This is a genomic window from Fodinibius halophilus (assembly GCF_011059105.1).
In the GTDB taxonomy this organism is placed as follows: domain Bacteria; phylum Bacteroidota; class Rhodothermia; order Balneolales; family Balneolaceae; genus Fodinibius; species Fodinibius halophilus.
Map to the genome: position 1 here is coordinate 1 of NZ_JAALLS010000033.1, position 24,032 is coordinate 24,032.

The 24,032-nt window shown below is 39.8% G+C and carries 24 protein-coding genes; all 24 read right to left on the bottom strand.

The annotated features are described in order from the left end of the window. Window positions 1-51: 51 nt before the first annotated feature. Window positions 52-1,104, bottom strand: a complete 1,053-nt coding sequence (locus G3569_RS17105; protein ID WP_165271308.1) for a 6-bladed beta-propeller — start codon at window positions 1,102-1,104, stop codon at window positions 52-54. A 221-nt stretch (window positions 1,105-1,325) separates the two neighbouring features. Next, window positions 1,326-1,541 carry a hypothetical protein gene (locus tag G3569_RS17110; RefSeq protein ID WP_165271309.1) on the bottom strand — a complete coding sequence of 72 codons (216 nt, stop codon included), beginning with the start codon at window positions 1,539-1,541 and terminating at the stop codon, window positions 1,326-1,328. Between the two features lie 113 nt (window positions 1,542-1,654). Continuing rightward, a complete protein-coding gene (locus G3569_RS17115) occupies window positions 1,655-1,936 on the bottom strand; it encodes a response regulator transcription factor (RefSeq protein WP_165271310.1) in 282 nt (93 codons plus the stop codon). 88 nt (window positions 1,937-2,024) lie between these two features. Then, window positions 2,025-3,188, bottom strand: a complete 1,164-nt coding sequence (locus G3569_RS17120; protein WP_165271311.1) for a phosphopentomutase — start codon at window positions 3,186-3,188, stop codon at window positions 2,025-2,027. 3 nt (window positions 3,189-3,191) lie between these two features. Continuing rightward, the gene (locus G3569_RS17125; protein WP_165271312.1) at window positions 3,192-4,703 is read right to left on the bottom strand and encodes a GAF domain-containing protein; all 1,512 of its coding nucleotides are present in this window, start codon (window positions 4,701-4,703) and stop codon (window positions 3,192-3,194) included. Window positions 4,704-4,705: 2 nt separating this feature from the next. Next, on the bottom strand, window positions 4,706-6,505 hold the full coding sequence (locus G3569_RS17130; RefSeq protein ID WP_165271313.1) for a M3 family oligoendopeptidase: 1,800 nt from the start codon (window positions 6,503-6,505) through the stop codon (window positions 4,706-4,708). A 552-nt stretch (window positions 6,506-7,057) separates the two neighbouring features. Further along, window positions 7,058-7,543, bottom strand: coding sequence for a hypothetical protein (locus G3569_RS17135; RefSeq protein ID WP_165271314.1), 486 nt, complete (start codon window positions 7,541-7,543; stop codon window positions 7,058-7,060). Continuing rightward, complete coding sequence (locus tag G3569_RS17140; RefSeq protein ID WP_165271315.1) at window positions 7,512-8,612, bottom strand: 6-bladed beta-propeller; 1,101 nt, start codon at window positions 8,610-8,612, stop codon at window positions 7,512-7,514. Before G3569_RS17140 ends, G3569_RS17135 begins: the two co-directional genes overlap by 32 nt. A gap of 77 nt (window positions 8,613-8,689) precedes the next feature. Further along, window positions 8,690-8,890, bottom strand: coding sequence for a hypothetical protein (locus G3569_RS17145; RefSeq protein WP_165271316.1), 201 nt, complete (start codon window positions 8,888-8,890; stop codon window positions 8,690-8,692). A gap of 37 nt (window positions 8,891-8,927) precedes the next feature. Beyond that, entirely contained in the window at window positions 8,928-9,407 is a 480-nt protein-coding gene (locus tag G3569_RS17150) for a MauE/DoxX family redox-associated membrane protein (protein ID WP_165271317.1), read from the bottom strand. A gap of 75 nt (window positions 9,408-9,482) precedes the next feature. Further along, window positions 9,483-9,896 carry a helix-turn-helix domain-containing protein gene (locus G3569_RS17155; RefSeq protein WP_205720267.1) on the bottom strand — a complete coding sequence of 138 codons (414 nt, stop codon included), beginning with the start codon at window positions 9,894-9,896 and terminating at the stop codon, window positions 9,483-9,485. Window positions 9,897-10,124: 228 nt separating this feature from the next. After that, window positions 10,125-11,186, bottom strand: coding sequence for a 6-bladed beta-propeller (locus G3569_RS17160; protein WP_205720268.1), 1,062 nt, complete (start codon window positions 11,184-11,186; stop codon window positions 10,125-10,127). A 35-nt stretch (window positions 11,187-11,221) separates the two neighbouring features. Beyond that, window positions 11,222-14,419 (bottom strand): efflux RND transporter permease subunit, encoded by a 3,198-nt coding sequence (locus G3569_RS17165; protein ID WP_165271320.1) that lies wholly within the window; start codon window positions 14,417-14,419, stop codon window positions 11,222-11,224. A gap of 699 nt (window positions 14,420-15,118) precedes the next feature. Next, window positions 15,119-15,979 (bottom strand): acetate and sugar kinases/Hsc70/actin family protein, encoded by an 861-nt coding sequence (locus G3569_RS17170; protein ID WP_165271321.1) that lies wholly within the window; start codon window positions 15,977-15,979, stop codon window positions 15,119-15,121. Between the two features lie 17 nt (window positions 15,980-15,996). Further along, on the bottom strand, window positions 15,997-16,404 hold the full coding sequence (locus G3569_RS17175) for an NHL repeat-containing protein (protein WP_165271322.1): 408 nt from the start codon (window positions 16,402-16,404) through the stop codon (window positions 15,997-15,999). A gap of 23 nt (window positions 16,405-16,427) precedes the next feature. Beyond that, the gene (locus G3569_RS17180) at window positions 16,428-16,661 is read right to left on the bottom strand and encodes a hypothetical protein (protein WP_165271323.1); all 234 of its coding nucleotides are present in this window, start codon (window positions 16,659-16,661) and stop codon (window positions 16,428-16,430) included. 75 nt (window positions 16,662-16,736) lie between these two features. Then, the gene (locus G3569_RS17185) at window positions 16,737-17,162 is read right to left on the bottom strand and encodes a helix-turn-helix domain-containing protein (protein WP_165271324.1); all 426 of its coding nucleotides are present in this window, start codon (window positions 17,160-17,162) and stop codon (window positions 16,737-16,739) included. A gap of 255 nt (window positions 17,163-17,417) precedes the next feature. Further along, window positions 17,418-18,446 carry a 6-bladed beta-propeller gene (locus G3569_RS17190; protein ID WP_165271325.1) on the bottom strand — a complete coding sequence of 343 codons (1,029 nt, stop codon included), beginning with the start codon at window positions 18,444-18,446 and terminating at the stop codon, window positions 17,418-17,420. Between the two features lie 81 nt (window positions 18,447-18,527). Then, window positions 18,528-18,956: a helix-turn-helix domain-containing protein gene (locus G3569_RS17195; protein ID WP_165271326.1), complete on the bottom strand. Its 429-nt coding sequence runs from the start codon at window positions 18,954-18,956 to the stop codon at window positions 18,528-18,530. 310 nt (window positions 18,957-19,266) lie between these two features. Beyond that, on the bottom strand, window positions 19,267-20,409 hold the full coding sequence (locus tag G3569_RS17200) for a 6-bladed beta-propeller (RefSeq protein ID WP_165271327.1): 1,143 nt from the start codon (window positions 20,407-20,409) through the stop codon (window positions 19,267-19,269). A gap of 610 nt (window positions 20,410-21,019) precedes the next feature. Then, entirely contained in the window at window positions 21,020-22,231 is a 1,212-nt protein-coding gene (locus G3569_RS17205; RefSeq protein WP_165271328.1) for a 6-bladed beta-propeller, read from the bottom strand. A gap of 58 nt (window positions 22,232-22,289) precedes the next feature. Further along, complete coding sequence (locus G3569_RS17210) at window positions 22,290-22,487, bottom strand: hypothetical protein (protein ID WP_165271329.1); 198 nt, start codon at window positions 22,485-22,487, stop codon at window positions 22,290-22,292. 90 nt (window positions 22,488-22,577) lie between these two features. Beyond that, window positions 22,578-22,706, bottom strand: coding sequence for a hypothetical protein (locus G3569_RS18865; RefSeq protein WP_276611369.1), 129 nt, complete (start codon window positions 22,704-22,706; stop codon window positions 22,578-22,580). A gap of 32 nt (window positions 22,707-22,738) precedes the next feature. Continuing rightward, window positions 22,739-23,872, bottom strand: a complete 1,134-nt coding sequence (locus tag G3569_RS17215) for a hypothetical protein (protein ID WP_165271330.1) — start codon at window positions 23,870-23,872, stop codon at window positions 22,739-22,741. Window positions 23,873-24,032 lie beyond the last annotated feature (160 nt).

Consider the following 24,032-nt stretch of genomic DNA (forward strand, 5'->3'; position numbering starts at 1 on the left):
CTTTCATGTTGCATTTACTACTTGAACTCAGATTTAACTACTAATAATTGCTTAAAAAGTAACTCTTGAGAGCAGTTCATCCCCTTGACTGTACACCCAAATTGTAGAATCATTTTCAACAGCTAACGAATTTGGCGGATGTTGGAGCCACGTATTGCCAAATATACGACCCGCAAAATGACCTCTTTTATTAAACATCATACCAACTGTCTTCTTCCCTTTGAAGGGGCCTCCCCACGATTTTATGATAGTACCATTTTGCAGATAGTTGATATCCCTGACTTTTTCAGTAAAACTTTTCCCTAAGTTTGAGGTTTTCTGCATAATTTTCTCATCTTCCTGCATTTTTTCCCATTCTGGCCCTTGTTGAATAGAAAACTCACTTAACTTTTCTTTCTTACGCAAACTGAATAGAAATGATTTCCCAGTCAGCCCTGAAGTTAAAATTATATTCTTAGATTGAAACAAGTTCATAGAAAAGAATGGAATGTGATCTGTTTTATTTAAGATAGGTTGCAGAATCTTGTTATTCCCAAAAGCATCAATTTTCTTTCCATTCTGATTAAAAACTATAAACAAGTTGCCTTCATATCTTTGCGGCACATCATTTAGAATAACAATACTACTGTCGGGCAGTATTTCAAAATCATTAGCCAATCCTAACCGAAGCCTGATATCTGAGAGATGATTTCCTAGTAAATCAAACTTCGCAATTTTGCTTTGCTCGAAATCTAAGATAAATATTTTGCCGTTACGTACCTTTATCACATTAGGAAATAAAAATTCTCCCGGACCTCTGCCCTGTGCATCTATAAGCATTTTGGGAGAGCCGTTATTATTTAGTCGCACCAAGTGCCCGGAACTAAACAAAAGAAGTGCAGATTTATCATCAACTGCAATATCATCCAGGTCTCGTGTGGATAGAGAGTTTTCAATCAAAAAAGATGTAAATTGTGTAGTATCAGCTAAAAAATTTACAGATCCTTTTATTACTCTATCTCCCTGATGAAATGTATTTACTGGTTCTCTATACTCTGTTGTTTGACACTGACAGAACAATATAATGGTGATCAAAAAATAAATAAGATAACTGATTTTCTTCATAGTAATTTTATTTACTGTGATTAAGTTGGGGGGCGTTGCGCCCCCCAAAACATGATAAGATCCTGAACCGACGGCTCAGGGTGCCATACCAATTTTCAAAACTCTCTAACATCTATTTGCCTTTGCATAAGAAATAGTTCTTTGACCACTGTAATCAATACCATTATTTCCTTTTGTTCCTTCATACACACAATACTTCCGAGTTCTCGTAAAACTCCCTCCTATACTCCCATACTTGCCGCCAGCACCAGCGTCAACAGACCAACTATCAGTATAACAATAACTGATTTCCCCCCCTGGAAAGTACCACCCACAAGATAGTCACATAATCTAGCCTGTACCTCAGGTATAGCCATCCCCAAAAATATAAGGGTGATAAATGTAACCGAAAACTTTACAATTTTTGCTTTCCTTTTTAAATCGATTAAATTTTCCATAAAAATTCCTCACTTGGTTTTTAGTTGTTGTAGAATATATTTCATGCTCCAGCATATTTTTCTAATGCTTGTGTTATATTAACAAAAATTGCCCCCCCCCGCAATTTTATGATCTACTCATTATTTTGAGTACTATTAAATCTACTTGGCCTTATCTCTTTTACCCATTTATTTAACGCTCCTCTTCCCTTGAGTTTTAATTTTTTACAGATACGATAGCGATGATTTTCAATGGTTCTTACACTCAAATTTAACTCATCAGCTATCCTTGAAGTGGAATACCCTCTAGCTATAAGTTCAATAACTTCACTTTCCCGTTGACTTAATTTTAATAAAGCTTTGAGATAGCAATTGATTGATTTGCGTAGTTTCTCTCTTGAGATATCCTCTTCCATACCTCTGATGAATAAAATTTACTTTCCGCGTTAAACACAATTCAGTAAAATAATAAGAAAAAATACGTTAACCCACTAACCTCAATTTTTATGTAATGAGCGACGTTCCGGGGTATTGAGCCTCGACCTCAAAAAAGTCGGCAGCGGTAGATGCCACATCACTAAACGTACTTCGCGTGCCCAAGTTAACGCCCTCTCCTTTCGAAGCCGGAAACAGCAATACCGGTACAAATTCCCTACTGTGATCAGTGCTTTCGGATGTTGGATCGTTACCATGATCTCCCGTAATAATCAGTATATCATCTTCATCCAGTTTACTGACAATAGCAGGAATGGCCCGGTCGATCTCTTGCAGGCACTCGGCATAACCGGCCGGATCCAACCGATGCCCATACTTTTGGTCGGTATCTATAAGGTTCACAAATACGAAACTGTCGGATGCTGCCGACATTAAACTTAATAGCTGTGAAATTCCTTCGGCATTACTTTTTGTCCGTCGAAATTGCGTAAATCCGTTGCCCCCAAAGAGATCTACTACTTTACCAATAGAATAAGTCTTGACTCCTTCCTGCTTTAATCTATTCACAATATTATAATCGGGCGGGGTCAAAGAAAAATCATGACGCTGATCTGAAAGACGCTCAAAACTCCCCGGCTTCCCTTCAAATGGTCGGGCAATTACCCGTCCAACACCATGTTCATCCTGTAAAATTTCGTTCCTGGCGAACTCACACCATTCATACAAGGTATCAACCGGGGTCACATCTACGTGTGCTGCAACCTGAAAAACACTGTCGGCCGAGGTATACACGATAGGATAACCCGTCTCAAGATGCTCTTCCCCATAATCGGCGATTACTTCTGTACCGGAATATGGCTTATTTACCAAGACCTCATCTTGGCCAATCCCTTCACGAAACTGCTGTATAACTTCATTGGGAAACCCATCGGGATAGGTAGGAAACGGACGATTGAGCTGAACACCGGCTAATTCCCAGTGCCCGGTGGTGGAATCTTTTCCGGCCGAAACCTCACGCATTTTACCATAGGCACAAAGCGGATCTGACTCTCTGGGGACAGATTTAAGCGGAATAACATTTCCCAATCCCATCCGCTGCAAATTGGGCAGCTTACAACCTGTTTGTTCGCAAAGATGACCCAGTGTATTTTCGTTTTCATCGCCATATTCATCGGCATCTTCCTGGGCTCCCACGCCGAGTCCGTCAATTACAACCACATAGCAGTTTCCCATAAATTATATCGCCTCATTTTTATTGGATTTCAATGCCTGTGAAAGCGCTGACTTTGCATTAGACAACAACTGGTATGAATCGTCATAATTGCCATCAATACGAACATACCCTGCTTTAATACCGGTTTCAATATGTATACCATTTTTAAGCTCAAATGATTCCGAAAACTTCTTTTTCAATGCTGCTGTCCAGTCTTTTACTGTTTGTTCATCCTTATTTTGAATAAAAAAGGTATACACGTAATCTGAGTTATATCCCAATATCCCGGGATATCCAAATTGGCTGGGATTAAATGCCGAAATAAGATCGCTCTGCATTTGACTAAGCTGCTCCAGACGCAATTTTGTGCGCAGTTCGGGCACGTTTGAAATTGTTACCAATCCAAACCAAGAATGATACTTATGAGAATTATTGGTAAGCCTGTGTAACTCCGCATTCACTGTTTTCTCCCAAAGATCTGGTAGAAATGCACCATATTCATTCGTGAAAACAGAATCATCCAGATCCATCTTAGGATCATTCGCCTGCATCTGTAATGCGGCAATACGAACCAAGTTAATGAGCTTATGCTTGGTAGATTCTTTGAAGATCAGAGGATTCTTATCATATACAAGCACTACCCCCTGTCGGCGATCTTTCATCATCAATGGAATAGCCATCGAGGCTCCCTCGGAATGGAGTTCACGGGGAGACAATCGCTTGGGATTATTGTTAAAATGGATTGCGAATTCAGCTTCGCCCTGCTCGGCAGCCTCATAGGCCAGGGACCGTTCTTCCATCTGCATACCGATTGGAGGCGCATATTTCGCTTCATCAGCATTCATTACATTACACCAGCTGTCCATACCGCGAGTAATGAACGATACTCCCCCATCATGTAAAAACGTCTGGATTGTGTTAAGTAATCGCCTCACCATTTCGGCTCGGTGGCATCGGGTTTGGATATTTGAAAGGAGATCTTCGTAATCGATCCATTCATCTTGCTGCTCATACAGGTCACTAATCTCAAGATAGGTATTCAACACGTTGCGTAGCGCATTGATATATGAGTAGATCACATCACTCTTATTCTCGGTAAAGATATGATCTGTCGATTCGAGAACGGTAATAGCCACCGTTTCCCCATTATTGACAAATGGTAGCAGCGTTACATACCGAACCGGTACCTCATTGTAATAGTGCGAAAACATTTCGGCCGGCAGGTCTTGTCCAATCTCAATGGCTGTCGGCTCATCCAGGTCTTTGAATTGATCTAAAAAATGATTCTCAAAGCTAATGCGATCTTTAAACATCACATTATTAAGCACCGTGGATTTCGTTTCCATTACAAATTGCTCACGCGAGCGGTTCACCCAATACATATAGGCCGTTTCCATCTCGGAGGCACTGCGTAACAGAAACATTAGGTCTTCCAAAACCTGCTTAAACTCTCGGAGTGCTTTCTCCTGACGTTTTCGTCCCATTATTTCTGCATTCGACCGATCCTTTTGGCGTGCCGTTGCGTAATTATCCATCCCTAATTATTTATCTTGTTAGCTAATTCTTCTGCTTGCTCAACCATCCGCTCTATCGCATTCAGACCATTATTCCAAAAGTCCGGATCTGTAATGTCGAGTCCCATCTTCCCGACAATATTTTCCGGCCAGTCTGATCCTCCGGCCCGAAGCATATCCATATACTTTTCGGAAAAACCATCCTTTGAACGAGTATACTCATCATACAGTGCCAATACCAAGAGCTCTCCAAAAGCATAGGCATACACATAGCCCGGGGTATGCAGGAAGTGCGGAATATAACTCCACCAGATATCATAGCCCTCGGTGAGCGTTACGGCATCGCCATAAATATCTTCTTGCGTTTCGCGCCAAAGTCGTGAAAAGTCATCGGTAGTAAGCTCACCTTGCTCGCGCCGATGGATATGCATCGCATGTTCAAACCTATTCATCGAAACCTGACGGAATACGGTAGCAATGCTGTCATCAATTTTACCAATAAGCAGTGCCAGCTTTTCTTTGGGATCGTCGAGCTTACTCATCAGCCGTTGAAAGACCAACATCTCACCAAACACAGAGGCTGTTTCGGCCGTAGTAAGTGGCGTACTGGCCTGTAGCATCCCCTGTCCGCGAGATAAAAACTGGTGAACGCCATGCCCCAACTCATGGGCCAGAGTCTGAACATCTCTTATCTTCCCATCATAATTCATAAATACATACGGATGTACTGATGGGACGGTACTTGCCGAATAAGCCCCTCCGCGCTTGCCCGGCTTCATTGCGGCATCAATCCAGTTGTGTTCAAAAAACTCCCCGGCTACGGTACCCATATCGGAATGAAAATCGGAATAGGAGTCCAACACCATTTCGCGTGCTTCATCCCACTCAATCTCTTTCTCATTTTTTAGGAGTGGTGCATACCGATCATAATCATAGAGCTCATCATAGCCCAACAGTTCACGCTTTAAATCATAGAATCGATGTACAATACTGTAGTTATCCGTTACCGAATTAACTAAGATATCAACGGTTTCATCATCGATCTCATTGGAAAGATTGCGCGAGGATATCCAGCTGTCGTAATTGCGCAGCTTGTCATCGGTATGTTTGTCGGCCAGTAGTGTATTAAAAATGAAGGTGAGCGTACGGCTGTGTTCTTTAAAAGTGTTGGTCAGCGAGGCATGTGCTTTCTCTCGTAACTCGCGATCCGGTTCATGCAGTTTACTTAGCACTTCTTGCTGAGTAAGCGTTTCACCGTCCAGTTCAAATCGCGCCGCTCCCATGGTCTCATCAAAATAGCGATTCCAGGCACTGCTTCCGGTCACCTTCTTTGCAGAGAGCACCTGCTCTTCTTTTTCACTGAGGATGTGGGGCTTATATCGTCGAGACGTTTCCAGGTAATGCTGGTAGTGTTCCAACTCTTCACTATCAATGAGTGCCTGTGCCCGCTCATCATCTATATCCAGCCATTCTACATCAAAGAATACCAGTTTTTGCTGAACCTCTGAGGAAAGCTCTTTAGCTTCCTGCATCAGCTTTCCATATTCAGGGTTGTTGGTATCGGTAGACCAGATCAGGTGAGCATATGAACCAATTTTGCTAATTATTTCTAACAGCTGTTCATACTCTTGTAACGCTTTTTTTAATCCTTTGGCCTCAAGGTTGGCTATCTGTCCTTTGTAATCATCAATAAAAGAATCAGCCAGCTCTAATACTTTCTTTTTATCGTTCTGCAGTGCGGGATCATCAATAGATTCGTAGAGATCAGAAAGGTCCCACCGGATCTCTTCTGCCCCTGTTTGTTCGTTCACCTTGTTGGTCATAAATACTTTCTAAATCACGTTATTAAATCACTGTTACTGCGCAATAAAAGTAGAGTTGTAACTGTAGCCTCTACATTACAATCGTGATCTAATATAAGAATGATTCGATAAGACTCATACCAGTGAAAGGAATTAACTTACGTGGAATTTTGCCATCTACAATAGCCTCAAAATAATATTTATCAGGCAAGCGATATAGTTTCGAGATCAAATAATAAGGGGCTTGGCAAAACTAATTCCTACGATGATACTGAATCCGGCGTAGTTTCTCTTTCAGAATTTCATATCCTGCTATTAATCTTAAAACCGAGATCCTAAAAAAGACAAGATACTTCGACAAGCCAACCTATGCTAAAGCTTCGGCTGATAAACTCAGTACATGGTTCAGGATGACATATCGAGTTTTGCGAAGCTCTCTAATAAATTGATGTTCTGCTTATATGAAAACGGGAGTATAACTTCCTTTTGAGCTTGTCACTTACTCCACAGGCTCAAAAAGAGCAAAAGTTATTGAATCCAAACATACTCCTAAAACGTTGCAAATTCAGGTTTTTATTCCATATCAACCTTCTTCAGAAAAGAACTTAAATTACCCTCTGATCCTATTCTTTCTATAGATACAACTTGAGCTTTATTATTAAAATATAGTTTAACTGGTACAAAAGGTATTAGCTCTTTTTCAAAAGCTAATGCAGTTGAATCTTGATGAGCTGCTAAAGAAAGATCATTGATCCTGAGAAAGGAGTTGTAAGTCGAAGCAAATTGCTCAATTACGATTAAATAAACATTCCCTTTATTAAAATTATCATCCCACCACCTCAATTCTTTTAAACAGGGAGCACAACTACTACTCTGCACAAATAAGAAAACTGCCCCGTTTAAATTTGCATCCATACCAATGCTAGTAAGGTAATTTTTCCAAGTTTGAGACTTGGTATCATAGAATTTATTATCAATAGTTTCCTTATCTGTATTGCAGCTATAAATAAAACAGATTGAAAGCAGACTAATGAGCAGTTTGTATTTTATATATGCCAATGGTATAGTTATCTGGATTATTATTTTCAACTAGATAAAGCCTATCTTTGTGTACTGCCTGTAAACTATAGGGTAAACTAATTTCACCAATGAAATTATAATTATACCTGTCATAGACAGAAATAAAATGTTTTTTATCTTGGGGAGAACGAGATTGATACCAATCTTCTGTCAAATTTCTGAAATAAATCAAGATATAACGACTGGTAATATAGATCCCATTAGTATAACTCTGATTAAGCCCCATCTCTCTTCTTTTTGATTTTTGATGGAAGGGGGATATCTTTTCTTCGGATTCAATGAAGTGATCACTTTTATAGCCAAAATAGGCCATCCTATTATGGTCCTTAAGATCATACACTTGTACGCGATAACTGTTCATTTGGGTTGAATAAATTTTATCCCGTTTGAAGTCAATATCAAAAACAGGTTGGGACGTATACATCGTTGCCTGACTTACATAAGGATCATATTTACCTATTGTTTTTTGTAACTCCCCCTCATAATTATTCAAAGCAATTAATTTTGAATATTCAGCATTCTCCAAATTACTATACTGGGCCTCAAGAATGCCCATGTAAATCAAGCTGTCATGAGCGTAGAAACTAATACCAAACCCCAATAATTGATCCTCAGTAAAAACTTTACTCGATTTTTTCAATTTACCATTTGAATTAAAAATCTTTACCAGTTTCTGAGGTGCATCGAAAACCAGTAGATTCTTATTTTCGTCAAAATTCCAGCTTGTAATTTCTACAAATTCACGGGGCCCCTTTCCCTGTTTACCTATAGTTGCCAAATGATTACCGAGACTGTCATAAAGCACGATATGATCTTGTAACATATCTTTTATAGCAATCCGATTACCGTCATTACTTAACCTTACTGAGGGATATGGATTGGCAAGAACAGTAGCATCAGATGAGTTTTCCAAAGGAAAACTGTATATATGATTGAGCTCCAAAGATTGCTTGTTAACTGTACTAACACTATAGGTTTCGCTTTGGTCAGCTCTATTACCACAACCGAAAACCATAAATACAAAACTACATATGAAAAATACACGCATTTTCTGTGAATTTAAATGACCATTCTACAGGATAGACTCGTAATAACCTGTAGAATGGTACAATTTATACTGAAAAGTTATTCTTTCTCCGGTGTAACTATTACGTCACAATAACAATTTACTGGAGCTTGAGTACATGGATCTGGCATATCTGGATAATTCAAATAACAAATGTCCAAGCTAGCTCTAGCCTCAACGCTTGAAGTTGGTGTATAAATAAAACCAAATACAAGAACTAAAGAAGCTATGAGTACCATTAATTTATTTTTTATCTCCATAACAAATACCTCTTTTTTGACTATTATTAATTGACTATTATTGGTTAGTAGACAGATTATTAAATCTGCCAAATCCCTGATTCATAAATTTCAAATATACAGTCATTACTAGCAGTACAAATGTTTTGACGGTGGTGACTTCCGGAGATATGGAAATCCACCCTCCCAAACAACCACAATCAGAAGCATTTGACCACCACTGGTATCCATTCAAAAAAATCATCAACGTAAAAAAAAGAATAGTCGCTGATAAAACCATAGCTAGCCAGATACCCCGCAAAAGTAATATTCCCAGCAATATCTCAACTGTAATTAAAACTAATAATCCAGTTAACAAAAGTCCTTCGCTCATCCATCCGATCCATCCTGTCGGCATTAGAGTAAAGATGAGATCAATCATATAATCTGCTGCTAATACTTTAATTGAAGCAGAAAGTATAAACAGACCACCGATTCCTTTTCTCAACAAATAACATATTTTATCAGTATCAATATTATAAACTGCTTCTAACTTCATAGCCTTACTGTTTATTATTTCTGTTTAATTATAAAAGGCATGTTTAAAGGTCCCAACCATTTTCGTTCCCTAATTTTATTCTATAATATATTTATCTAATTTTTGTATTAGAGACTGAAGTTTTTTTTCTGAAAGATTAGCAATTGTTGTTGGGGCATATCCGGTTTTATTTTTAACGAATTGATACAATCCCTTCTCGTTGCGAAATTTTAGACGGCGGGCAATTCTGTAATTTGAAAGCTCATTTTGTCTTAACAAGTGAATGGTTTTACGGGTACGATATGCCAACAACACTGGCTGGGGACGCCGGCCGAATTCTCGGCGAAAATGATCTGAAAAAAGCTTTGAATCTTCATATCCCATCTTTTGGGCCCAACTTGTAACAGTTACTATACTCAAAACGTCTCGTTTCAATATATTTATGGCCTGCTCTATAGGTAATTGTGAAGAAGTAGACGCTCTTTCTGTTTTTATTTCTCTCTGTGACATTTGAAAAGTAATTATACTAGGTTATAAGTTCCTTTCTACTAACAAAGAGAATTACCCCCCCCCCTTATTGTTACAAATAACTGAGAATATTAAAACATTTTATAATTTTGATGTTTTCTATCAGATAGGTAGTCTACTTGGCATCACTAAAAACAGGAGTACAACTCCCTTTGAGCTTGTTTCATAGAGGGACCTTTTCTCCCCCTCCCTAAACCTTAAACCTTATACTTATTCTACAGCTTCATACAGGGCAAAAGTTATATCATCCAGGCGCACCCCCAGATGGTGTTTGGAGATATGGGTAAGCATACTGCCCCAAGGCAAGTGAACGATCTTTTTGAACGTACCCTCTTCATCCATTACAGCCCACATTTGGGTATTTCCCCGGTAGTTTAGTTTTAGCCAAAATCGTCCTTTGTGATCGATCTTCATTTTTTCCACCGGTACTTTCATCTCAGGCAACTTCTCTTTAAGCGTCTCCCACTGTTTGGACCGGATTTCAGATTCCAGTGAATCATAGGTTGTATCGCTTAATCGCTGTGATGGCAGCGAAACCGGGATGGTTCTTAACGTATCAAGATCAGAAGACAGTTCTGCTATCTTTCCGGAACCCGTCCAATAGGTATACAACTGTTGTGTCTGAGGATGAACGACTATTTGCTGTGACTCGGCGTAAGGCACATACCGACCGCCTACCACTTTTCCATGCATAATTTGTCGGGCAATGGGACGCGCTTTCATGGTGACCGTCGTACCATATCTGCCTTCCGTAGTATATGAACTTAAGAAAAGTTTAGGAGACGCTTCTTTGTCAACCCAAATCCGTCTTGAACTGGCCCGAATAATAAATTTTCCCTCCTTGGTCGTTGGATAAACTTCGCTAACACTCATCTGCTCTTTCGGCTGAGGTGTGATCTCTTCAATAAAGTCCAATTGCTTATCAAAATGCAAAATCTTTTGTTTGATCTGATCGTACACTAAAGTGTGACCTTCATTTCCCCTTACAATATAAAGGGGATCTATTACCTCTCCCGGTCCCTTCCCCTGGCGTGCGACCTGTCGAATCACGGCTCCCTTTTCATCAACCACCAATAGCATAGAAGGTTTCCGTAAAGCAAGTAAGGCAGTTCCATTATCTAGTGGGATACTACCATATCCTAAATGAGAAAAATACACATCTCCTGCCTGTTGAAATCGATTTATCTCTTTGGGATGCTCCTGCGGCAGGCTTTGTACAAATTGCTGGGGCGTCTGTTCAGCTGACTTTTGTTGACAAGAAACGAGTCCCAAAATGAATATTCCTAAAATTAGATATATGCAGTATTTCATGAACTTTCTAACCTTTTTGATTGATGGTTTAGTCCTTTCTCCCAGAGTCCCATTAACAGTAAAATAAGCAAAGTACTACTGCTCAGTCCCCATACAACCACGGTAGCCAATCGCTGCCAAAACTCACTGCCATCCATAAAGATAAGCGGCAGCAATCCACCTATGGTTGTTAACGTAGTAATTAATACCGCCCGCATTTTATGCTTGTAGACATACAGCCAGCTGCGAAGTCCGTGAATGCCCAGCGAACGACAATACTGTTTTTCATGCATCAACAGGATAGCATTATTAACCACAACCCCTACACATAGCAAGGTGCCGGCAATTGCTCCCCGGTCGAAAGCCAAGTCATGATAGAGCGTTCCCAGCATCACTCCCAACAGGCTTAAAGGAACGGCCAAAATAACGACTAACGGATCTTTCCAGGACTCCAGCAAGGCCGAAACAATCATCCATACACTCAAGATAGTAAGCGCCAATAAGAGTAATAGGTTTTGGGTTTTGTCATCCTGACCAAAAGAAAAGAAACTTCCCCTTCCGAACTCCATATTCATACCTACAGGTACTGGTGTCTTTTCCAGTACTCCTTCAATATAATCGCGCCCCAGGCGGTAAGGACCAAGAAAGTCTACACCTACTACACGCCGATACGACTGGTCTTCGCGGCGAATCATCGACTGACTTTTCTCCCGCCCCAGCTCGGCCACCTCTGCTAGCGCAAAGACCGTGCTGTCGGTGGAAGAGATACGTTTCTCTTGCATTAATTGACTGGCGCTATTTTGTTGGTTCTTGTTTCGGCTGATCAGCGACATTTTTTGTCCCCCCAACTCAACCTTACCGATAGTATTTGTGGGATTCGCATCCAGAGAAATTGCTTTTAAGACATCGCGCCGGTTTAATCCATGGAGTGCCAGCTGTTGGTCATTTAACTGTAGATAGTATTGATAAAGGTCATCCCTGTTTCGCCAGCCTCCGGTCCCATGGATATCGACCTCTTTAACCCGACGGTTCTTTTTAAGCCGGCCGCGGAGATCTTGGGCCAGCTGCAAAAGCTCATCATAGGAATAGCCGGTAAGTGAAATTCTATGCATAGAAGATCCCCCGCCAAAACCAGTACTGATACCATCCCCCAGTCCACTTACCGAAATTGCAGAATTGCCCGTTCTTGCAGCTAAAAACATTGCTTCCGCATAAAATTGGTACGGTTCAGCACGCCTGAGATACTCATCCTTGATATAAAATACCAGACGTGCCCCGCTGTATTCCGAGATGGAGGTTTCATAAAATGAAAAGGCTTCTTCGTACGGCTTAATGATCTTTTCATAGTTACGCGCCATTTTATCGATCTCTTCCAGTGGCGTTCCCTGCGGGGTTCGGATGCTTACATAGATACGCTGTTGCCGATCGCGACCGCCCCAGGGACTTCCAAAATAAGTTTCATTAAAGAATTGGTAACTGATACCCCCTACCCAGGGATCGATATCCCCGCGGTTATCAAAATAAACCTGGGTAAACTCGGGCCAGGCCGTCTCTTTTTCCCAGTCCGGTGTTTCAATGGCAAAAAGAGGGATACCTATCGCAATTAGCAATCCCAAATAAAACACCCACCGCAAGCGGTGACGCCACACAAACAACCCCAATAAAGAGCGCCTTATCTTATTAAATACCCCGTTCTTAATCCGGTGCCAGCCGTTTGTTTTTTGTTGTGACTGGGCGGGAACGAACCAAACCAGCGCATATGGAATCCAGCTCAATGCAATAAGAACAGAAGAGATCAGGGTTAAAGAAAGGGCTACTGCCAACGGTACCAGGAAAAGCTGCAGCTCTTCCATTGCAAAAAAGAGGGGAATAAAAATGCCCACAGTGGTAAAGGTACTGCCCAATACCGGCACCAGCGCGCGGGGTAGCTGCTGTTGGATATGAGCCAAGCGTTCCTCTCGATCATCAGGCAAACCGGGATTTACCTGTTCAAAAACTACCACAGCATTATCGATGATCATCCCCAAAGAAACCGTAAGCCCTGCAAGGGTAATAATATTGAGCGTATACCCTATAAAGTAGAGCATCCCCACACTCATCAGCAATGAAAACAGGATGCTCCCCAAAATCACAAAAGGAGCACGAAACCGGCGGATAAATACCAACAAAATACAGAATACCACCAATAAACTAATGACCGCCTGGTATTGCAGGTTTCCAAACTGATCACGCAGTTGTTCCGTGGCATCTTGCTCCAGTTGAATAGTCATTCCCGAGGCAATCTCATTAGAAATTTGATCCATTCGCCTGCGAATCTCTTCGGCCACCCCTATAGCATCAGCTCCACTTTCTTTGACAAAACTCATACTCAGCGCCGGGCTCCCGTTTATCCGCTTTAAGCGTTTGGCGGGATAATCCCTGATATTTACATCAGCTACGGATGATAACTTAACCGTTCGCTCAGTATTCGGCAACCTCAGGCGCAGGTCTCGAATGGCTTCTATTTTATCAAACTGAGGTTCTATCAACATGCTGATACGCCGGCCGGACGACTCAATATAACCGGAAGAACGCCACTGTAATTTTTTACGAATGCTACTCAACACTTGATTCGAACTGATGCTATACCGTTCCAACAGGTCGGTATCAAACTCTACTATTAGCGCAGGGTCACGAGCGCCATTAATTTCTATATCTGCAATTCCCTCAATCCCCAATAAAGGCAGACGTATTTTTTGCCGAACGAACTCCAAGAGTTGACGTACAGGGCGATCACCACTCACGGAATAAACAATAAATGTCTGCATATCTTGCAGCTCTTCGGGCACGCGCCGACTGATCGAAGGCTGTAACACATTAGGGGGCAATTTCTCTTGCAGGGCAAACAGGTATTCCTGCAGCTCCACCTTGCGATATTCAATGGGGGCATTACGATTAAATGTTATTGTTATATTTGCCCGCCCCTCTCGGGAAATAGATTCAATACGTTCAACATCCCGTAACCTGTTGGCAGCCTGTTCTACCTGCCTGGTAACCTCTTTCTCCATCACTTCCGGTGAGGTACTGCCCCAGCTGTAGTCTACGGTAATTGAAGGTAGGCTTAAGTCAGGCGACATCTCCAGAGAGATATTCTGCCACGCAATAATACCGATTACCACTACCAACAGATAGCTGAGTGAAATAAAGTAGCGCCTATGAAATAGTCTTGATAACATGGTCGTAAAATATTGGACTACAGCAAAATGTCAAGAAATAGATAAAACCGACACAAACCTTACTTAAAAATACATTATAATTCCTAAATGCGATTATTGTTAAACACTTCCATAATAAAAACCATAGAGTGAATCAGGTGATACATCGTTGATCACCTGAATACTCTGTGGAAGTTTTCAGGATAAATTCCCGAAAACATTTTTATTTAAAATATGATCGATCTTTGGTGAGACGAACATACCATTACGAGTTTAATCAACGATTTGCCAATTTGATCTTTAAAACAAAACGCTATCCCGCATTACTCTCTACTGCAATGGATAAATAGCCAAGGCCTAAAGACGAGCTCCATTTCTTAAAAAGAGCCGCCCAATATTACAAGAGTAGTATGGAGCCCATTTGTTACATTAGAAGTTGTTAACAATTTCTTCTCCTTTTTTTACGGTCCCGAGGCAGATCGAAGGGGCGGGATGGGCGATCCTCTCTCAAGTCTGTTAAAATTCATTTCAAACGTACTGAGAAATATCATTGGTTTTTAAACAAGGCCTTGTGTCCCTACAATAATTATCCCCTAATCCATCAATAGCACGAATCTTCAGCCCCTGCCTTTTTTGCCACCCTTGTTCTCTCTCTATACATAGGAAGAGAAACTTCAATTTGTTACTTAATACCGTTAAAACAGTTTCCATTATTATTTTTTATTCCACACACGGTATCCGGGATTGTATCTTTTCAATCTCCGCCGGCAGGGAGATGATTTCTCCTTGCTTGCCCACCCGCACGGAGATACCACTTTCGAAACAGTCGTCGCAGTCATCTTCGAAACGTACTGCGCCCCAGACGTTCCACTGAGTCATATAATCGACCACCTCACGAAAATCCTCTTTGTCAGCCGAACTGAACCAATTGGGATCCTCGACCGAAAAACGGTACGGAATATTGTGCAGACGCACCCAATCATAGATATTTAAGAAAGACGTTTTGCAACTTTGGCACTGCTCTTCAAACGAAGAAATATAAAAGGTGAACTGTTGGTTCGAGCATTTCTCCATTTCTTTTGCGGTATATTTTTTTATGGCATTATCGTGGTAAAAATAATAGAACGTTGAATCACGTCCGATTAGTTTGCCCGGAGGTGAGGTGATTGTTTTTGTTATTTTTTCCTTCTCTATATCCCAAAAAACTACCTGTTCTCCTTTTTTATAAGACTGTATTTGTAAAATGAGTACATTATCTTCAGATAATAATATATTCTTAATTAATCGATATGTTGGCACATAAGGATGGTCTTTGTACAAAAGCTTCATGCGAGGCGATTTAAAATCCATTTTTTTGCCTAATACAATTGGTTCAAACGCCGGGGGAAGTGATAGTTGCTGTAACGCCCCGTCAGCGTAAACCCATAAGTTATTTTGATAAGGGAGGTAGATTGAAAACAACTCTGTTGATGACCGTACTTTAAAACTAGGATAGATAGGCACCGTTGACATCTCAGGCTTAAATGCCCCTAACTTATTTGATCCTGTAATTGATGCTATCTCAAAATCGCTATGCGTCATAGCAGCTCGAATTTGCCTTATATTTCGCTCCTGGTCACGTATTTTTGAGGTACTCTCATAGTTACAGTATATAAGTTCCCCTCAAAAGATAGCAGATCCATAAGTTGCTTCTTAAGATAACGGGTTTCTATCAAATCGAGTTCTTCATTGAATGAGGTTAAACTTTTATTGAGTCCATCAAACACATAGAGGGTATCACCAACAAAAGTCATCTTGACAGGTCCCCCGGCAAACTCCCCTGGCCCTTTACCCCGTCGACCTGTACGAGCGGTAATCTCTCCCTCTTTGTTTATTTTGATAACTTCATGCCTGTTTTTTGCATAGGCAAAAAAATTATCCCCATGCATAATAATGTGATCCAGTTCAGGCTCACTAGGTGAGCCCAAACTGGATCCGAACAATAATAAAAAAGTTAGAATAATCATTTATTAGATCTCCTATGGTATTATTATTCAACACAGCTTAATGCAGCTCCTATACACATAGTTTGGAACTCATAATAAAGTTCTAGACTATAATGTCCATCTTCATAATTTTTAGTTGCCGTCTTATTACATTTGATCAACACCGATTTAAATGAACATGCATTAGCATCACCTTGTTGCGTTGGCACAAAAAATAGTGACACACAAAACACAGATGCTAAAACTAGATGCGTTGTTTTTCCTTTTAGATAACTCATAATAAACCTCTTGTTGATTTAAATTAACAGAACGTTACTATTGTAGCCTGAATCAACAAAAGATGCTTTACAAAATTACTTAACATTTCCTTTCACATTTTTAAGTGCCTGATACGCTGACGGTGTTTCTTCCATTACTCTTTTAAACGACCTAGTGAAGGCAGAATGCCCACTAAAACCTGTCTCATATGCCAATTCCAGTAACGTATATCTGTCACGGTTGACCGTTCTTAACACCTTCGGAGCCGCTTGCAAGCGGTGTAACACAATATATTGTTGTGGAGGTTTCCCCATGTAATATTTAAATATCCCCGAAAAGTTGTTACCATTTATATTACAATCTTCCTTCAATTTCTGTACTGTTAATTCTGGATCGAATAGCATTTCTTTGATATACCTGCACGCTCTGCATACCTGGGGGGGGGCATTAGAGGGAGCTTCAGGCAGTGCCAGACGGTACGTTTCCAATACTTCATTGATGCGCTCAAAACGGTCGGCCATAATAATCTCTTTTCAATTGTTTCTTTTATCCTGATGGTAGATATTCAAGAGTCACACGGGCGGCATTTGTTACATTAGAATTTATTAACGTCTATACATTCTGCTCCAATATTTTGACTTTCCCGGAGAAGATGAGTGTCCCTATATGAACAAAGCAATTGTTAGAAAATAACACCGTTAGGTTTAATTGATACACGGGATACGGGCTTGTATTTTTTCATTCTCGGCCGGCAGGGAGATGATTTCTCTGTTCGGCTAATTATAATCATAGAACCTATAAATAAGAACTTGGGAAGGCTGAGTCGGTTCGTCTGTTCGAGCCAATACTAATCCTCTTTTTAATTCTAGCATCAGTATTTCCCGGTCAATTGTTATTCGTTGTAGAAATGCACCTGACATGTCAAAAATATCAAAAGCCGACTGTCCGTCTTTTGTGGCAACCTGTACCCAAATTCGATTCTTTGAATCGATCTCAAAGCTCTTGAACCAATCTTTATATGTGGGTAAAGGTTTATCTTTGGAAACCTGAATTGGAGATTCTTTTCTCTTCTGTTTTATCTGCTCTAGTTCTCTTTCGGAATATCGGACGGGTTCCATTCCTTTTCTCCTCCATGACCGAACTTTTTTTCCGTCTATGGTAAGTTCATAAAACTCGTACTTGGTATCATTTAATGCCGTAATGATGGTGCTCTCATTTGTCAATGTCCACCTGCAAAATACACAGGTATATTGACTGTCGAACTGGGAGGTCAATGGAATGACCCCTTCCTTTGTTTTTTCTCCATTATTAGTGTCAACACCCGTAAAAGAAATAACTCTATTCCCGTTTTCATCCGGTTGAAATGGATGACGACGAAACACCAGCTCTCCTTTGTTATTCCAATCCAGTGATGCTCCCCAACCTCCATTCTCGGCATAATCTTGGATATAATTTCCTTTTGCGTCCCAAAATGTTATTCGCACATTTTTAATATCAAACACGGCTATTTTTCCTGAGGGGCCTGTTGCTAAATCTAGCGGACCCGAAAGCTCTCCGGGACCTTTCCCTTCTCTGGCTACCGTGTCCTGTAGTATCCCGCTGGAGTTGAATTTCAAAAGCTGATTCTTTTGACTGTCTAACACTATTATACTTCCATTCGGTAAAACTGAGGCATCAGATACGTGTCCAAAATAAAACTTCTCTGAAACTGGTAGTTTTGTCTCTATATCTAGCTGAATACCCTGCCCAAAAGACAGAGCAAAAAAAGTGCTTAGAAAAAATACTATCAGAAAAGAAGCTCTCATTCTTAAACTATTTAAAAACGAGAAATTACTCCCTGTTTTAGATTATTAATTTCAGTTTAAATTATTCCTTTAAAAAATCTCTTAAGATTTCTTTTCATTTTGTTGCAGCATTTTCACCCGGTATTCTGACGGTGAGCATCCCATATGCTTTTTAAAGATCATCGAAAAAGCAGAATGACTGTTAAATCCCACCGATAAAGCAATACTCAAAATAGAGACCTCTGCCAATTCCTCTTTAGCAAGTAACTCCTTGGCTAACCGCACTCGATGCCCCAACCAATACTGTTGGGGAGACTTGCCAACATAAAATTTAAACTTCCCGGAGAAGTCTGATCCATTTACGTTACAATAATCTCTCAGCCACCGTACAGCCAATTGACGACAAAACAGATGTTCATGAATACACTCCATAACCCGTTTAATAATAGGCGGACCATCAAGAGTATTTGCAGCCAGGTTTTCTTTATAGCTTTTTGATACTTGTTGAATCTCTTGATCTTCTTTTCGCATAACAGCTCCTCATTTTTGAAATAGCCAGAACCTTATATTTGACACTCTTAATATCAAGACCACCAACAAGGGGTTTTGTTACATTAGAAGTTATTAATAAACTTCATCCATCCTCAATATTAAATCAAAAAAGTAACCACTATAGAATCATCTTTTAGAACTACTCAATTGAAAATTGATCCCCATCTCGACAAATGCGACTGTTAGCCAATAGTTGTTACAGTAGCTTTCATTACCCCAATATCATACTCATTTTAAATACTGCTATATTATATTTGAACAATCGGTAGAACTTGAAAAACATATGGCTCTAGTTATCGCTGCCTGTTATGTTAGTATCAACTGATAAACGCAATAATTGACTAGATTTCTTATCCCCGATATCGATACCATAAATCACTTTCTTGCCTCCCTGTAACTGTGTCAAATGGTGAGGAATCGACAAATATCTCACATCGGTTGTGGTTTGGTCAAAATAAATAATCATTCCATCTTTTTGGGCAGGATAAAACATCCGCAATAAAATAATACCGTTCTCTACCCAGAAGCCGGAAAACAGTGGTATCTGCTCTATCTCTGTTGTTACCGACCATATCTCATCATTTGCCAGAAATTTAAATCGCTCTTTAATATCTTTCAGATAGGAGGCAGTTTTGGGACGCTCTGGAAGTTGATGCAATGACACCTTCTTTTGTTTGCCCGTCCGCAGGTGATATTTTCTAACAGTTGCACCTTTTGTCTGCATGTAACAGAACCACTCCCCATCTACATCCCAGAAGGTTCTATTTAAAAAAATGTTTGGCACAAATAAACTCATATCACCATTGATGACCTTTTCTCGTTGATTCCCCGGCAGTTGCAACAATTTTTGGGTAGGACTAAAATTTTCATCTAACCGATATAACACAAAGCTATTCTCCGATGATTGAAATCCTTTACTTTTGTTATATAGTCCAAACCTCCCGAAGTCTGTAACATAAATACTTTGCAAAGAATGGGTTTGGGGATTCTTGTATGAAATCGATTTTATATATTCTAGCTGCCTATCCCGTACCTCAAATATAGTAATACGGAACTGCAGCATATCAAGACAATAAATACGGCCATCGCTTCCAATATGCAGCTGTACAACTTGCTGAAACTCTCCCGGCCCTCTCCCTTCTCCTCCTGCCTCAGACAGTATATTCCCCTGCCTGTCTATTAATGATATCATGTTCGTGGCCTCATCAAACAGTACAAAACGATTTGATTGTGGTAGCTTGCGAATTCTTCGCGGTTCTAATACAGAGTCATCAACAAAAAGCGTATCTGTTGTAACCTTTATATGAGAAAGCTCGGATTGTAGTTTGGTTGTGTATGCAGCTGGGACATTCGAATTATTTTGGTTAGTGCATGCTAAACCATTCAATAAAAAGGTCAACATTAAAAATGATTCGAAAATATGATTCTTCATATAGGATATAGTAATAGGCCTGTACGTAAATGTACAGGCCTGATTGAAAAATTACTATTAACAAGTTGACAAACCAGGACATTGAGATTGGCAGCATTTTAATTGTCGTCTACAAACAGAAGTCAAAGGTCCGCTATATCCTGCGGCTGCAAAACATGCCTGAGCTATACTATTGCAAACATCGGTACAAGATTCTTGTACATATCCTGCTTTTATACTTTTCATCTCTTCTCGACTGAGTGTTTTTGCTAGTTCCATGACAAATAAATGTTTATTTACGGTTTATCTGATATCTGTTTTAAAAAAAATGAGCAGGTACAGAGAAACTAGTTTGGCTTTTGCAAGCCACTCTTAACGAAGTTCTTTGGTGAGGTTGTTATAAATGCGCTCGATAAATCGCATATCCTAAGGATGACCTTTGCCGACCCTGCACATCCGTATTCTTGGCGATTTACACAAAAACTTTTGTATCTTTTCATTATAAAGGATAATTGTATAGGCCGGTTTTGGGGAAAATCATACTGTTAAAACATTTTTGGTAGAGTATCGGTCAATATCAAGAAAAAGCCGATCACATACGTACAAATGAAATATTTCCTACTAAAAAGTCTTATTTCATAGTCATATTATATCGTACAATATGACTAACTCCATTTTCCTTTGTTATCCGAGCATAAACTTTACCATTTTTTATGGTTTCTATTTGTCTCCTTTTCGGCCAAATAAACCGTGCCAACAGCTTACCCTTTTTATCCAATACCCACCATCGCAGCTTATTAGGATCTTCCGTAACGGTTGATACCCAAAGCCTTTTTTGATCATCGATTAACATATCGTCCAACACCGGCCAATACTCTGGAATTTGCTCATCCGGTGCATTTCGAATGACACTGGATCGATAACCATAGACTTCTGGATACTTATCTTTCTGTCTGCGAAGCGCCTCTTCACGGTTAAAAGACTGTTTTTTAACTGGATAATAAATAGCTCTCTGATACTTCCCATTGGAATCTCTCACCTTTATTAAAAATTCGGTGGTTCTGGCAGTATATACTTCCTGATCTTTGGAGACAGCTAGTAAAGGTTTACCAAGAAATAGGAACTGCGTACTTCTCCACTCACCACCTGCTCGGGCTGTAAGAGCTCGATATGCTTCTTGCTCCATAATTTTGTCAGAAATAATCCGAACATCATCGTTAACTTTATAGTAAACAGTAAAAAAATTGTTCATATTAAATCCTGAAACTGAAGGATTAGGCTGTAAGATTGTCTCAAACCCAATTAAGTATCGATCTTTTTTCAAAAACCTTACCGAAGCTGGGTGATAGCCAGATAGCCCCGGAAAACTGTTTAGATCGATACGATTCAGGTTAATAGTCTCTGCGAGCTTCAGAGAATCAAGCCTGAAAATATTAATCCGTCGTTGTAAACCATCATATGAAAACAGTAAACTATCAATTGTTCGGAGATTTCCAACCAGCTGGAATTCACCCGGCCCACCGCCTTCTCGACCCATGCTTGTTATAAAGCTTTTAGTCAAATCTAAAACATGAATGGTATGTTTGCGGGAATCTGCGATAAATAACCGCTCCCTCTTATCAACGGCAAGATCCACCATCTTTCCAATCAAAACCTCCTCGCTACTTCTAAACAAACGTTCCCTATCCAAGAAAATATCCATTACCGGCTCGGTCTCCGGTGAATATTGTTTAAGGTTTGACAAATGACGGGCTTCTTCTGGCAATTGATAAACCGACTTCAAATCTGATGAACAGCTAACAACTACTAGTATAGCACCCAAAAAGAATAATACTTTATCCAACACAGCTCCCTTTATTATTAGTAATCCCTGAGGAGGATCTCCCTCAGGGATTTATTTGTTAACATTCTCCCCATGATCCTCTTGAATAGGGACCATTTCTTCTACAAATATTGTTTGGATTATTTCCATTATAAGACATATCGATTATTATTGCATCATTTGCCCCCTCATTCCAGCAAATAACACAATTAGTACTCATTCTACCTGCCTTTACATTTTTCATTTCACCACGACTTAATGTTCTTGCTAGTTCCATAATGAATAAATAGTTATTTATTATTTATATGATATCTGTTTTTACAGTGAGCAGGTACAGATAAACCTGCATAGCTTTTATAAGCCACTCTTAACGAAGTTCTTTCGTGAGATTGTTATAAATGCGTTCGATAAATCGCATATCCTGGGTAATAATCTCTGCGCGTCCCTGCATCCCATCGGTGGGATTCAACTGCCGGTCATAATTCGGAAAAACCATCTTGGCTGATTCCTACTATTAAACATGAGCCATTACGGTTGTAGTTTAATCACATTCAATATTTGTTTACGATGATCATTATTACTCTGAATGGTATAAAGAGTATCGTTAGCAGGAGCAAAACGAGACAGCTCGGAAATAGTAAAATAACGCACCTCACCAGTCTCTTTGTTTACCCTAATAATAGTATGTTTTTTAAACTCAATAGGAAATACTTCAAAATAAATATATTTCTTACCGACAGCGAAACTATGAAACATCGGGATGGTTGTACTCTCTTCGATCTTAGCCCCTCTTTCAGGAAAAAATTTTATATTCTTATCAAAAATCCTTTGGAATACCTCTTTGGTAGCTTCGGTATTCATTCGCTCCTTGAGTTCAAAAAACGTTCTCCTTTGTTGTTCTCCTGTTCTAACATTGTAAAGTGACACTGTCGGGTTATTTGATCTGATATAGTAAAACCACTCCTCCTGGAGGTCCCAAAATGTCTTATCTCCTATAAGAGCATCCATATAAAAGTAGTCCTCTATTTTTACCTTTTCATTACCCGGCATTTCCAACAGATGTTCTACCGGTTGAAAGTTTTCATCTAATCGGTAAAGATGGAAACTTTGTTCCCAGGTTTCATAATCGTCCATTCGCTGAAAAACCCCAAACCTTCCATATTTGGTCACATAAATTTCATGCAAGCTGAGATTTTTCGCTGGCTTTACCATATATGTAGTAGCATAGGACAAGGAATCATTATACACATCAAATTTCGTAACTCTGCTAAGTTTTAGATCCACCACATATACCGCCATATCATCTCCTGCATGAAGATCAAGAACTGAAATAAACTCACCGGGTCCGCGCCCTTTTCCTCCTGCCTTAGCAAGCTCTTTGGTGCCGGTTCTGTTAAATAGCTGGACTGTATATGTACCTCTATCCAAAACAACTAGATACTCATTATTAGGCGTTGTAGTAATCCAGGTAGGCTCTTCTTCAGAATTGGCAATAGTATCTTGGGATACTATTTGTTGCTTTGAAAAGGCCTCCTTTATTTCTGCCTCAAATGGATCCGTAAAATCTGATGATTGCTCTCCATTTTTACATGCCTGCAAAAGGATAAACCCCAACATTATTGTTACAAAAAGCGAAGGAGATTTGGACAAGTATTGACTCATGGTTAAGAGCGTTTGTTTTTGCCATTTTAATATTAAATAGACACTAGTTGCAAATTGCAATTAGTGCCTATTCTCTTATGTAGTTAGGAATCGTTAGTTCCCAAATAACTATGTGAAACAAGGTTCTGGAATTGCTACAAAAAAATGGACAGTGAGTTAA

Bases quoted from the DNA above. Each gene is read 5' to 3' on its own strand.
- G3569_RS17165 (WP_165271320.1), bottom strand. From the start codon at position 14,419: ATGTTATCAAGACTATTTCATAGGCGCTACTTTATTTCACTCAGCTAT.
- G3569_RS17110 (WP_165271309.1), bottom strand. From the start codon at position 1,541: ATGGAAAATTTAATCGATTTAAAAAGGAAAGCAAAAATTGTAAAGTTT.
- G3569_RS17180 (WP_165271323.1), bottom strand. From the start codon at position 16,661: ATGAGTTATCTAAAAGGAAAAACAACGCATCTAGTTTTAGCATCTGTG.
- G3569_RS17190 (WP_165271325.1), bottom strand. From the start codon at position 18,446: ATGAGAGCTTCTTTTCTGATAGTATTTTTTCTAAGCACTTTTTTTGCT.
- G3569_RS17175 (WP_165271322.1), bottom strand. From the start codon at position 16,404: ATGATTATTCTAACTTTTTTATTATTGTTCGGATCCAGTTTGGGCTCA.
- G3569_RS17200 (WP_165271327.1), bottom strand. From the start codon at position 20,409: ATGAAGAATCATATTTTCGAATCATTTTTAATGTTGACCTTTTTATTG.
- G3569_RS17125 (WP_165271312.1), bottom strand. From the start codon at position 4,703: ATGGATAATTACGCAACGGCACGCCAAAAGGATCGGTCGAATGCAGAA.
- G3569_RS17195 (WP_165271326.1), bottom strand. From the start codon at position 18,956: ATGCGAAAAGAAGATCAAGAGATTCAACAAGTATCAAAAAGCTATAAA.
- G3569_RS17170 (WP_165271321.1), bottom strand. From the start codon at position 15,979: ATGACGCATAGCGATTTTGAGATAGCATCAATTACAGGATCAAATAAG.
- G3569_RS17215 (WP_165271330.1), bottom strand. From the start codon at position 23,872: ATGAGTCAATACTTGTCCAAATCTCCTTCGCTTTTTGTAACAATAATG.
- G3569_RS17155 (WP_205720267.1), bottom strand. From the start codon at position 9,896: ATGTCACAGAGAGAAATAAAAACAGAAAGAGCGTCTACTTCTTCACAA.
- G3569_RS17140 (WP_165271315.1), bottom strand. From the start codon at position 8,612: ATGCGTGTATTTTTCATATGTAGTTTTGTATTTATGGTTTTCGGTTGT.
- G3569_RS17130 (WP_165271313.1), bottom strand. From the start codon at position 6,505: ATGACCAACAAGGTGAACGAACAAACAGGGGCAGAAGAGATCCGGTGG.
- G3569_RS17145 (WP_165271316.1), bottom strand. From the start codon at position 8,890: ATGGAGATAAAAAATAAATTAATGGTACTCATAGCTTCTTTAGTTCTT.
- G3569_RS17120 (WP_165271311.1), bottom strand. From the start codon at position 3,188: ATGGGAAACTGCTATGTGGTTGTAATTGACGGACTCGGCGTGGGAGCC.
- G3569_RS17185 (WP_165271324.1), bottom strand. From the start codon at position 17,162: ATGGCCGACCGTTTTGAGCGCATCAATGAAGTATTGGAAACGTACCGT.
- G3569_RS17105 (WP_165271308.1), bottom strand. From the start codon at position 1,104: ATGAAGAAAATCAGTTATCTTATTTATTTTTTGATCACCATTATATTG.
- G3569_RS17150 (WP_165271317.1), bottom strand. From the start codon at position 9,407: ATGAAGTTAGAAGCAGTTTATAATATTGATACTGATAAAATATGTTAT.
- G3569_RS17210 (WP_165271329.1), bottom strand. From the start codon at position 22,487: ATGGAACTAGCAAGAACATTAAGTCGTGGTGAAATGAAAAATGTAAAG.
- G3569_RS18865 (WP_276611369.1), bottom strand. From the start codon at position 22,706: ATGGTTTTTCCGAATTATGACCGGCAGTTGAATCCCACCGATGGGATG.
- G3569_RS17115 (WP_165271310.1), bottom strand. From the start codon at position 1,936: ATGGAAGAGGATATCTCAAGAGAGAAACTACGCAAATCAATCAATTGC.